This window comes from Saccharothrix hoggarensis (assembly GCF_042678885.1).
Taxonomy (GTDB): Bacteria; Actinomycetota; Actinomycetes; order Mycobacteriales; family Pseudonocardiaceae; genus Actinosynnema; species Actinosynnema hoggarensis.
This window is the reverse complement of sequence record NZ_JBHTLK010000068.1, coordinates 18,861-29,736: the sequence shown is the minus strand read 5'-3', so window position 1 is coordinate 29,736 and position 10,876 is coordinate 18,861. Positions and strand designations below refer to the sequence as shown.

The 10,876-nt window shown below is 74.5% G+C and carries 11 protein-coding genes; 10 read left to right on the top strand and 1 reads right to left on the bottom strand.

Features of this window, described 5'->3' with window-relative positions:
- Nucleotides 1-140: 140 nt before the first annotated feature.
- Complete coding sequence (locus ACFQ3T_RS15595) at nucleotides 141-1,484, bottom strand: hypothetical protein (protein ID WP_380723976.1); 1,344 nt, start codon at nucleotides 1,482-1,484, stop codon at nucleotides 141-143.
- Between the two features lie 9 nt (nucleotides 1,485-1,493).
- Between ACFQ3T_RS15595 and ACFQ3T_RS15590 the strand changes: the two genes are divergently transcribed.
- The 10 genes from ACFQ3T_RS15590 to ACFQ3T_RS15545 all read left to right on the top strand — a co-directional run bounded on the left by ACFQ3T_RS15590 (nucleotide 1,494) and on the right by ACFQ3T_RS15545 (nucleotide 10,853).
- Nucleotides 1,494-2,633, top strand: coding sequence for a tetratricopeptide repeat protein (locus ACFQ3T_RS15590; RefSeq protein WP_380723975.1), 1,140 nt, complete (start codon nucleotides 1,494-1,496; stop codon nucleotides 2,631-2,633).
- Nucleotides 2,634-2,762: 129 nt separating this feature from the next.
- Complete coding sequence (locus ACFQ3T_RS15585; protein ID WP_380723974.1) at nucleotides 2,763-3,548, top strand: HAD-IIA family hydrolase; 786 nt, start codon at nucleotides 2,763-2,765, stop codon at nucleotides 3,546-3,548.
- Nucleotides 3,549-3,553: 5 nt separating this feature from the next.
- Nucleotides 3,554-3,727 carry a hypothetical protein gene (locus tag ACFQ3T_RS15580; protein WP_380723973.1) on the top strand — a complete coding sequence of 58 codons (174 nt, stop codon included), beginning with the start codon at nucleotides 3,554-3,556 and terminating at the stop codon, nucleotides 3,725-3,727.
- A gap of 2 nt (nucleotides 3,728-3,729) precedes the next feature.
- On the top strand, nucleotides 3,730-4,536 hold the full coding sequence (locus ACFQ3T_RS15575; RefSeq protein WP_380723972.1) for a TlyA family RNA methyltransferase: 807 nt from the start codon (nucleotides 3,730-3,732) through the stop codon (nucleotides 4,534-4,536).
- Nucleotides 4,533-5,441 carry an NAD kinase gene (locus ACFQ3T_RS15570; protein ID WP_380723971.1) on the top strand — a complete coding sequence of 303 codons (909 nt, stop codon included), beginning with the start codon at nucleotides 4,533-4,535 and terminating at the stop codon, nucleotides 5,439-5,441. Before ACFQ3T_RS15575 ends, ACFQ3T_RS15570 begins: the two co-directional genes overlap by 4 nt.
- A gap of 101 nt (nucleotides 5,442-5,542) precedes the next feature.
- Nucleotides 5,543-7,324, top strand: a complete 1,782-nt coding sequence (gene recN, locus ACFQ3T_RS15565; protein WP_380723979.1) for a DNA repair protein RecN — start codon at nucleotides 5,543-5,545, stop codon at nucleotides 7,322-7,324.
- The gene (locus ACFQ3T_RS15560) at nucleotides 7,321-7,989 is read left to right on the top strand and encodes a hypothetical protein (protein WP_380723970.1); all 669 of its coding nucleotides are present in this window, start codon (nucleotides 7,321-7,323) and stop codon (nucleotides 7,987-7,989) included. Before recN ends, ACFQ3T_RS15560 begins: the two co-directional genes overlap by 4 nt.
- Nucleotides 7,986-8,657 (top strand): hypothetical protein, encoded by a 672-nt coding sequence (locus ACFQ3T_RS15555; protein ID WP_380723969.1) that lies wholly within the window; start codon nucleotides 7,986-7,988, stop codon nucleotides 8,655-8,657. The genes ACFQ3T_RS15560 and ACFQ3T_RS15555 overlap by 4 nt, the downstream gene beginning before the upstream one ends.
- 76 nt (nucleotides 8,658-8,733) lie before the next feature.
- Nucleotides 8,734-9,918 (top strand): putative cytokinetic ring protein SteA, encoded by a 1,185-nt coding sequence (steA, locus tag ACFQ3T_RS15550; RefSeq protein WP_380723968.1) that lies wholly within the window; start codon nucleotides 8,734-8,736, stop codon nucleotides 9,916-9,918.
- Nucleotides 9,915-10,853 carry a copper transporter gene (locus ACFQ3T_RS15545; protein WP_380723967.1) on the top strand — a complete coding sequence of 313 codons (939 nt, stop codon included), beginning with the start codon at nucleotides 9,915-9,917 and terminating at the stop codon, nucleotides 10,851-10,853. The genes steA and ACFQ3T_RS15545 overlap by 4 nt, the downstream gene beginning before the upstream one ends.
- Nucleotides 10,854-10,876 lie beyond the last annotated feature (23 nt).

Genomic DNA, 10,876 nt, shown 5'->3' with positions numbered 1-10,876 from the left:
GCGCCGATGGTACTGCACTCGTGAGGGTGTGGGAGAGTAGGACGCCGCCGAACATTCTTCCCTGAAAGGGCTTGTGGTGGGGGCACATTGATTTGTGCTCCAAACCGCAAGCCCTTTCGGCGTGTCCACAGTAGGAGGAGCTAGTGCCCAGGTTCGGGGATCGACCCGGCGACCGTCAGCGTGGCCAGGGAGACCGACCGCGCCGATCCGACGACGGTGGCCGTACCCAGGGAAGCCGCAAGCCGACTACCGGTGGCCGTGACGCCCGCGCGGGCGAGCGGACCGGCGGCTATCCGCGCCGGGACGACCGGCCGAGTTACGACAAGCCTCGCGGCACTGACCGGCGTGATGACAACCGGGGCGAGCGTCCCCGCTATGACAAGCCCCGTGACGACCGTGCCGGTGCTCCGCGTCGGGACGACAACCGGACCGGTGGTTTCCGCCGCGACTCCGGCGACCGGCCGCGTTTCGAGCGCGGCAGCGACGACCGCGGTGGGTACCAGCGTCGCGACGACCGCACCGGTGACCGGGGCGGGTTCCGGCGCGATGACCGGCCCAGCGGCGACCGTGGCGGCTACCAGAAGCGTGACGACCGCGGCGCCGACCGCGGTGAGCGCCGTGACTTCCGGTCGCGCGACGACCGGCCCGGCAGCGACCGCGCCGCCAGTGGTCGGCCGACCGGCGACCGGGGTAGTTACCAGAGGCGTGACGACCGGCCTGGTGCCGGGCGTCCGAGCAGTGACCGCGGTGGCTACCCGCGTCGTGACGACCGCGGCGGCGACCGCCCCAGCTACCCCCGCCGTGACGACCGGAGCGGCAGCGATCGTCCGAGCTACCCGCGTCGGGATGACCGGAGTGGCAGCGATCGGCCCAGCTACCCGCGTCGCGACGACCGCGGCGGCAGTGACCGGCCGAGTGGTGACCGTGGTGGTTACCCGAGGCGCGATGACCGCGGTGGCGACCGCGGTGGGTTCAGGTCGGACAGTCGTGGTGGCGACCGTCCGACCTACCCGCGTCGTGACGACCGGACCGGTGACCGCGGCGGGTTCCGCCGCGACGACCGGCCCAGCGGCGACCGTGGCGGCTACCAGAAGCGTGACGACCGCGCCGGTGGTGACCGGCCGAGCGGTGACCGCGGTGGTTACCAGAGGCGTGACGACCGTGGTGGCGACCGTCCGAGCTACCCGCGTCGGGATGACCGGAGTGGCAGCGATCGGCCGAGTGGTGACCGCGGTGGTTACCCGCGTCGCGATGACCGTGGCGGGGATCGTCCGAGCTACCCGCGTCGTGACGACCGGAGTGGCAGCGACCGGCCGAGCGGCGACCGTGGCGGTTATCCGCGCCGGGACGACCGTGGTGGCGACCGCGGCGGGTTCCGCAGGGACGACCGCGGCGGGGACCGGCCGAGCTACCCGCGTCGCGACGACCGGGCCGGCAGCGACCGGCCCAGCGGTGACCGGAACCGGCACGACAAGCCGCGTCACGGCAAGTCGGTGCACGACAAGCCCCGTTACGACAAGCCCCGCCACGAGAAGCCGGGGCAGGACAAGCCGGGTGACGACCGTCGGGACGCTCGCAGCCGCGACCGCGCCGCGCGGTTCCAGGAGCGGGCTTCGCAGGGTGACGAGTCGCAGGTCGTCGAGGACACCGCGGTCGGTGTCGCGGCGACCCCGGTGGACGCCGTCGAGGCTGTCGACGCCGTTGAGGTCGACGACGTTCAGGTTGACGCGGTCGAGGTCGACTCGGTTGACGTGACCGCGGTGCCGGACCAGTCGGACCAGGACGTGGACGACGTCGAGGCGGCGGTCGAGGGTGACGAGCCCGAGGCTGTCGGCGAGGTAGCGGACGCGGACGCGGTCGCCGGTGACGTCGAGGACGTCGAGGTTGCCCCGGAGGCCGTGCGGGAGACCGCCGCGGAGGCTGTGCCGGCGGTCGACGGTGAAGAGCGCGTGTTCACCCGGGCCCGCACGCCCGAGCTGCCCGAGGACGCCGACATCTCCGTCCTCGACCCCGAGGTGAAGCAGGAGCTGCGCGGCCTGCCCAAGGGCCTGGCCGAGATCGTCGGCCGGCACCTGGCGGCGGCGGGCATGCTCATCGACAGCGAGCCGGAGCTGGCGCTGGAGCACGCCCGGTACGCGCGGTCGAAGGCGGCGCGGGTCGCGGTGGTGCGTGAAGCCGCAGGGCTGGCCGCCTACCACGCCGGCGAGTGGGCCGAGGCGCTGTCCGAGCTGCGCGCCGCGCGCCGCATGTCGAACAGCACCGGGCACGTCGCGGTGATGGCCGACTGCGAGCGGGCGCTGGGGCGTCCGGAGCGGGCGATCGAGCTGGCCCGCGAGGCGCAGGTGGCGCTGCTGTCCGCGGACGAGGCGGTGGAGCTGCGGATCGTCGCGGCCGGCGCCCGTCGGGACATGGGGCAGCTGGACGCGGCCGTGGTGGCGCTGCAGGGCGACGACCTCGACCCGAAGCGGCGCGACCCGTGGAGCGCGCGCTTGTTCTACGCGTACGCCGACAACCTCGAAGCCGCGGGCCGCACGGACGAGGCCATCAAGTGGTTCCTCAACGCCGCGCAGGCCGACGACGACAACGAGACCGACGCGGCCGAGCGGGCGTTCGACCTGAGCCCGCAGGAGTGACCGCCGCGACGGCGTGAAGCACGACGGAGCAAGACCTCTGTGACATGAGCGATGCCACAGTCCGAAGGCTCGACGCCACCCGGCGTCGAGCCTTCAGACTGTCACCAGGACACCCGAACGGAGACGCCTGTGCTGCTGGCCCGCTACGACGCCCTGCTGCTGGACCTCGACGGCACGGTCTACCGGGGGCGTGAGGTCGTGCCCGGTGCGGTGGAGGCCGTCGCCGCCGCCCGTGAGCACGGCACCGGCATCCGGTTCGTCACGAACAACGCGTCGCGGTCGCCGGAGGCCGTCGCCGAGCACCTGAACGAGCTCGGCTTCCACGCCGCGCTGGACGAGGTGAGCACGAGCGCCCAGGCGGGCGCGGCGATGCTGCTCGACCTGGTGCCGTCCGGGAGCGACGTGCTGGTGCTGGGCACGGACGCGTTGGCGGAGCAGGTGCGGCTGCGCGGGTTCCGGCCCACCGACCGGGGCGACGGGGCGCGGGCCGTGGTGCAGGGCCTGTCGCAGGACCTGGGGTGGCGCGAGCTGGCAGAGGCGTGCGTGGCGATCCGGGCGGGCGCCCGGTGGGTCGCGTGCAACGTGGACGCGACGCTGCCCACCGAACGAGGCCTGCTGCCCGGCAACGGCGCGCTGGTGGCCGCGCTGAGGACGGCGACCGGCGCGGAGCCGCTGGTGGCGGGCAAGCCGGCGACGCCGCTGCTGGAGCAGGCCGCGAAGTCCGCCGGCGCGCAGCGGCCGCTGGTCGTGGGCGACCGGCTGGACACCGACATCGCGGGCGCGGTGAACGCGGGCATGGACTCGTTGCTGGTGCTCACCGGCGTGTCCACGGAGGCGGAAGCCGCGGCCCTGCCGGAGGACCTGCGGCCCACCTACGTGGCTGCCGACCTGTCGGTGCTGCATCGGCTACCTTGAATCCTGTGAGCTTCGAGGTTCCCCTCCCCGGCCCGCCGCGTGATCCCGTGGCCGGGATCGACGACGCCCTGGCCGGTCTCGACGGGCTGGACGAGCTGGACGTGGTCGAGCACGTGGCCCGGTTCGACGACGCGCACACCGCGTTGACGGCCGCGCTGTCCAGCATCGACAAGGTCTGACGGTGCCGCGCAGGGCTCGGCTGGACGCCGAACTGGTCCGCCGCGGGCTGGCCAGGTCCCGGGAGCACGCCAGCCAACTCGTCTCCGAGGGCCGGGTGACGGTCCGCGGCACGGTGGCCACGAAACCGGCGACGGCCGTCGAGCTGGACACGGCGCTGGTGGTCCGCGAGACCGACGACCCGAACTACGCCTCGCGCGGCGCGCACAAGCTGGTCGGCGCGCTGGAGGCGTTCCACGCGGTGGACGTCAAGGGCAGGCGGTGCCTGGACGCGGGCGCGTCCACCGGCGGGTTCACCGACGTGCTGCTGCGCGCGGGCGCGCGGGAGGTCGTGGCGGCCGACGTCGGCCGCGGCCTGCTGGACTGGCGGCTGCGCACGGACGACCGGGTCGTGGTCAAGGACAAGACGAACGTGCGGTCGTTGACGCCCGAGGACATCGGCGGGCCCGTTGAACTCGTGGTGGCGGATCTCTCGTTCATCTCGTTGAGGCTGGTGCTGCCCGCGCTGGCCGCGTGCCTCGACGAGGAGGGCGACTTGCTGCCGATGGTGAAACCCCAGTTCGAGGTCGGGAAGGAACGCCTAGGCTCGGGCGGTGTGGTGCGCGACCCGGAGTTGCGGGCCGAGGCGGTGCTGGACGTCGTGGCGGCCGCGGCCGGGCTGGGCCTGCGCCTGCACGGCGTCACCGCGAGCCCGCTGCCGGGGCCGTCGGGCAACGTCGAGTTCTTCGTCTGGCTGCGCCGGGGTGAGCCCCTGGACGTGGCGGACGCCACCGCGCTCGTGCGCGCCGCCGTAGCGGAAGGACCGCAGTGAGCAGCGATCCGGTGTCGAGGGAGATCCTGCTGGTCGTCCACACCGGGCGGCGCAGCAACGTGCTGGTGGCGCAGGAGGTCGCGGCGCGGTTCGCGGCGGGCGGCGTGCGGCTGCGCGTGCTGGAGGACGAGGCGCCCGACCTGGACCCGTCGTGCTTCGCGCAGGTCGTGCTGGCCGACGAGAAGGCCGCCGAGGGCACCGAGCTGGTGTTCGTGCTCGGCGGTGACGGCACGCTGCTGCGGGCGGCGGAGCTGGCGCGGTCGGCGGGCGTGCCCGTGCTGGGGGTGAATCTCGGCCGGGTGGGGTTCCTCGCCGAGGCCGACTCGGACGCGCTGTACGAGGCGATCACGCACGTCGTCGACCGGGACTACGAGGTCGAGGAGCGGATGACGGTCGACATCACCGCTCTGGTGGACGGCGAGGTGCTGGAGAGCACCTGGGCGCTCAACGAGGCGAGCGTCGAGAAGAGCACGCGGGAACGCATCCTGGACGTCGTGGTGGAGGTGGACGGCCGGCCGGTGTCGGCGTTCGGCTGCGACGGCGTGCTGGTGGCGACCCCGACCGGGTCGACGGCGTACGCGTTCTCGGCCGGCGGGCCGGTGGTGTGGCCGGACGTGCAGGCGTTGCTGGTGGTGCCGAGCAACGCGCACGCCCTGTTCGCGCGGCCCCTGGTGGTGTCGCCGGCGTCCGTGGTGGCGCTGGAGGTCGACCCGGAGGGGCACCCGGCGGTGCTGTGCGCGGACGGCCGCCGGACGGTGAACCTGCCGCCCGGCGCGCGGGTCGAGGTGGTCGGCGGGCGGACCCCGTTGCGGCTGATCCGGCTGCGCCAGGGGCCGTTCACGGACCGGCTGGTGGAGAAGTTCGAGCTGCCGGTGCAGGGGTGGCGCGGCCCGTCCGCCGGGTAGGCCGCGCCCGGCGGGGCCGGGGGCGGCCCCGGTGAGATCAACAACGGGACACCCGCCCCCGAACACACGCTTTGTCCGTGTCGCCCAGTAGTGTTCGCCTCGTGCTGGCCGAGATGCGCATCCAGGGCCTCGGTGTGATCGACGAGGCCACCCTTGAGCTCGGCGCCGGTTTCACCGTCGTGACGGGCGAGACCGGTGCGGGCAAGACGATGGTCGTGACCGGGCTCCACCTGCTGAGCGGTGGCCGGGCCGAAGCGTCCCGCGTGCGCAACGGCGCGGACAAGGCGGTGGTCGAGGGGCGGTTCCAGGCGCCCGCGGGCAGCCCGGCGGCGAAGGTCGCCGAGGAGGTCGGCGGCGAGCCGGACGACGACGGCAGCGTGATCGCGATCCGCACCGTCGGCGCCGACGGCCGGTCCCGGGCCCACCTCGGCGGCCGGTCCGTGCCGGTCGGGGTGCTGTCGGAGCTGGCCGAGCAGCTGATCGCCGTGCACGGGCAGAACGACCAGCTGCGGCTGCTGCGGCCCGCCGAGCAGCGGGCGGTGCTCGACCGGTTCGCCGGTGACGAGGTCGCCGAGCCGCTGCGCTCCTACCGCAAGGTCCGCGACGAGTGGCTGCGGGTGGCGGCGGAGCTGACGGAGCGCACGGCGCGGTCCCACGAGCTGGCCCGCGAGGCGGAGCTGCTGCGGCACGGTCTCGCGGAGATCAGCGCGGTGGACCCGAAGCCGGGCGAGGACGAGGAGCTGATCGCCGAGGCGCGTCGGCTGGCGGACGCCGACCAGCTGCGCGAGGCCGCGTCGGGCGCCCAGTACGCGGTGTCGGGTTCGCCGGACGGCGACCCGGACAACCCCGGCGCGCTGGGCCTGATCGGCGAGGCGCGGCGGCGGCTGGTGGCCTCCGACGACCCGCAGCTGCGCGGGATGGAGTCGCGGCTGGTGGAGGCGGAGACGCTGCTCGCGGACGTCGGCGCGGAGATCGTCTCCTACCTGGAGAACCTGGACGCGGACCCGGCGCGGCTGGAGCAGGTGCTCGCCCGCCAGGCCGAGCTGAAGTCGCTGACCCGCAAGTACGCGGCGGACGTGGACGGCGTGATCGCGTGGGCGGAGGACGCGTCGTCCCGGCTGGCCGGGCTGGACACGTCCGACGAGGCGTTGGCCGCGTTGGCGGCGCGCCGCGACGAGCTGGCCGCGGAGCTGGCCGGGTACGCGCGGCAGGTGACCGCGGAGCGGACCGCCGCCGCCGAGGAGCTGGGCCGGGCGGTGTCCGAGGAGCTGACGGGCCTGGCCATGCCGCACGCCACGGTGGAGGTCGCGGTGCGGCCTCGGGTGGCCGAGCAGGGTGACGCGCAGGCGTTGCTGGTCGACGGGCAGCGGTTGCACGCGGGCGCCAGCGGTGTGGACGACGTGGAGCTGCGGCTGATCGCGCACCCCGGCGCGCCCGCGCTGCCCGTGCACAAGGGCGCGTCCGGTGGCGAGCTGTCGCGGGTGATGCTGGCGCTGGAGGTCGTGCTGTCGCACTCCGACCCGGTGCCGACGCTGGTGTTCGACGAGGTCGACGCCGGTGTGGGCGGTCGGGCCGCGGTCGAGGTCGGCCGGCGGCTGGCCCGGTTGGCGCGCAGCCACCAGGTCATCGTGGTCACGCACCTGCCGCAGGTCGCGGCGTTCGCCGACCGGCACCTGGTGGTCGACAAGACGGCGGACGGCGTGCTCACCCGCAGCGGTGTGCGGCGGCTGGACGAGTCGCAGCGGGTCGTCGAGCTGGCCCGCATGCTCGCGGGCATGGATTCCACCGATACGGGCCGGGCGCACGCCGAGGAGCTGCTGGCGGCGGCGAAGGCCGACAAGGAGAGCGTTCCCGTGGTGCGGCGCAAGGCGAAGAAGAAGTGAGCCGACGGCTGGTCGGCGTGGCGGCGCTGGTCGGGGCGGGCGCGGTGGCCGTGGTCGGCACGTTCCGGCCGCTGTTCTGGCAGGGCAGCCTGTTCCGGGACGAGCGGGTGGGGTTCACCACGACGTCGTGGGACATCACCGCCGACGCCTCGTCGTCGGAGATCGACCTCATGCTGGATCAGACGCCCCAGTTCGGCGTGCCGATCGTGATCTCGGCGGTGCTGCTGGCCATCGCGGCGGCCCTGGTGGCGCTGCCGGAGGCGCAGCGCCTGGCCGCCCGGTACGCCGCGGTGGTCGGGACGGCGCTGCTGGCCGGTTCGGTGTGGACGACCGGCATGGTCGTGGCGACGGCCGTGGACGACCCGGACGGCGAGGAGAGCCCGGTCGAGGCCATCGGCGGCTTCACGGAGGAAGTGGGCGACGGCGTCTGGGTGCTGACCGCCGCCGTGGTGCTGGCGGTGGTCGGGACGGTGCTCGTGCACGGCCGGCGCGCGACGCCGCGGCCCGAGGGGCCGGTGGTGTACCGGGTGGACGGCGACGGCGACGGCGACGACACGGACACCCCGCCGTTCGGGATTCCCGTGGTGGAGGCACCCGGGGTGGAGGTCGCGCGGATTCCGGGGACCGGGTACGACGACCGGTCCGGGGCGAACGGTCCGGCGTGAGGCGCCGGGTCGGCGTGGTGGCGCTGCTCGTCGGCGCGGCGCTGGCCGTGCTGGGCACGGTCCTCCCGCTGTACACGCACGCGTTCGACCTGGGCCGGGACCTGACCTTCGAGAACCGGCAGAACCTGTGGGGCCTGCTGAGCGGGGAGCGGGTGCAGGCCCGGGACGCCTGGTTCGGCCTGCCGGTGGTCGCCGGTGCGGGGCTGGCCGTGCTGGGCGCGGTGCTCGCGCGGCGGGCGTGGGGCAGGCTCGGCGCGCTCGCGGGCGTGATGCTGATGATCGGCGCGGTGTGGGCGGTCGCCCAGCAGGTGCTGGTGGTGGCGACGGTCGACCCCATCAGCGGCGTCACGGTCACCACCGACCTGGAGTCCGGCGCCCCGGTGCTCGTCGGCGGCCTGCTGGCGGCCCTGGCGGGTGCGCTCCTCGTGCAGGATTGGACGAGCGGCGACGCCCCGGCGGAGACCGGCGACGGCGAGGTGGCGGTGGTGCACCGGCTGGACGACCCGGACGCCGGCCCCGACGCCGACGCGGACACCCCGCCGTTCGGCATCGCGATCCCGGTGTCCGAGCTGGACGTCCCACCCGCCACTCCGCGGGCCGGCGATGCGGGGCCGGCGGGCGACGGGCGACGTCACCCGTCCGGGGGTAATCCGTCCACTGTGGATTAGTGGAGTCACTGACCAGCCCGGACCCGCTCGGCGTGTTGGCCGCCGAACCGCGCCGGACGTGAGTCACCATCGGTTCATGAAGCTCTCCGGGTTGCTCGGCCGCACGAACCACGAACTGCCAGGCGTCGTCGGCGTGGCGCGGGTCGATCGCCGCTCGGGTGACCTCCTGCGCCGCCTGAGTCCCGGCGACGTCGCCGTCCTCGACCACGTCGACATCGACCGCCGCACCGCCGAGGCGCTCGTCCACGCCGGGGTGGCGGGCGTCGTGAACGCCTCGCCGTCCATCTCCGGCCGGTTCCCGAACCTCGGCCCGGAACTGCTGGTCGAGGCCGGTGTCCCGCTGGTCGACGGCGTCGGCACGGCGGTCCTGCGCGAGATCAGGGACGGCGCCAAGCTGCGACTGCACGACGGCGGGGTGTTCGTCGGCGAGAAGGAGGTCGCGCGCGGCGTCCAGCAGACCGCCGAGTCGATCGCCGACGCGATGATCGGGGCCAAGGCGGGCATGGCCGCGCAGCTGGAGGCGTTCTCGGCGAACACCATCGAGTTCCTGCGCCGGGAGCGGTCGCTGATCCTCGACGGCGTCGGCGTGCCCGAGGTGTTCGTGCCGATCCGCGACCGGCAGGTGCTGGTCGTCGCGGGCGGCCCGCGGCACGCCGAGGAGCTGCGGAAGCTCCGCAAGTACATCCGCGAGTACCGGCCGGTGCTGATCGGCGTGGACGCGGGCGCGGACACCCTCCACGACGCCGGGTTCAAGCCGGACGTCATCGTCGGCGACCCGGACGCCATCGGCACCGAGACGTTGAAGTCCGGCTCGGAGGTCGTGGTGCCGGCGCAGACCGACGGCCACGCGCCCGGTCTGGAGCGCATCCAGGACCTGGGCATCGGCGCGGTGACGTTCCCCGCGACCGGCAACGCCGAGGACCTGGCGCTGCTGCTGGCCGAGGCGAACGGCGCGTCGCTGGTGGTGACCGTCGGCCTGCAGGCCGGGCTGCGCGAGTTCCTGGACCGCGGGAACTCCGGGTCCACCCCGTCGACGTTCCTGACCCGGCTGAAGCTGGGCAACAAGCTCGTGGACGGGCACGCCGTCGCCACGCTGCACCGCAGCCGGGTGTCGCTGGGCCTGATCACCCTGCTGGTGCTGGCCGCCGTCGTGGCGATGGTGGCCGCGCTGGCGGTGTCCGGGGTCGGGCAGGTCTACGTGGACCTGGCGGCCGACGCGTTCCGATCCGTCGTCGACTGGTTCAGGGGGTTGTTCGCGTGATCTCGCTGCGCTACCACATCGTCTCCGTCACCGCGGTGTTCCTGGCGCTGGCCGTAGGGGTGGTGCTCGGCTCCACCGCCATCAGCGGCCGGCTGCTGTCCGGGCTCACCGACGACAACAGCGCGCTCGGCGAGGAGGTCGCCGCGTTGCAGGCGCAGCGCAGCGGGCTCGACGCCCGGCTCGCCGACGCCGACCGGTTCGCCACCTCCGTCGGCCCGCTGGCCGTGAAGGGGCAGCTGGCCGACCGGACCGTCGTGGTCGTCACCACCGGCGACACCGACCCGAACGACCGGGACGCGTTGACCGGGCTGCTGCGCTCGGCGGGCGCGACCGTCACCGGGGAGCTGCAGCTCACCGACTCGTTCACCGACCCGGACAAGGCCGACCAGCTGCTGAACCTGGTCGCCCGGCTCCAGCCTGCCGGCACCCAGCTGCCCACCGGGGCCGACCCGGGGACGCGGGCGGGCGGGCTGCTCGGCTCGCTGCTGCTGATCAGCAAGGACGACAACCAGCCGCAGTCCACCCCGGACGAGCTGGCGGCCGGGCTGGGCGGGCTGGCGAGCGCCGGTTTCGTCAAGCCGGGGCAGGGGTTGCAGCCCGCGCAGCTGGCCGTGGTGCTCACCGGTGGTGCGGTGCGCGGCGACTCGGCCGGTGACCGGGCGGCGGTGGTGGCGCGGTTCGCCACCCAGCTCGACCGGTCCGGCGCGGGGACGGTGCTGGCGGGCGGGGACGGGTCGGCCGACGGCACGGGGGCGGTCGGCGTGGTGCGGGCGGACACGGCGGCGACGTCCGTGCTCTCCACCGTGGACAACCTGCACACCGCCGCCGGTCGGGTGGTGACGGTGCTGGCGTTGCGCGAGCAGCTGGAGGGGAAGGCCGGGCGGTACGGGGTGGCGGGCAACGCCGAGGCGCCCGCGCCGGGAACCGCCGGCTGACAGCGGACGGGCGGCGCCCGGGG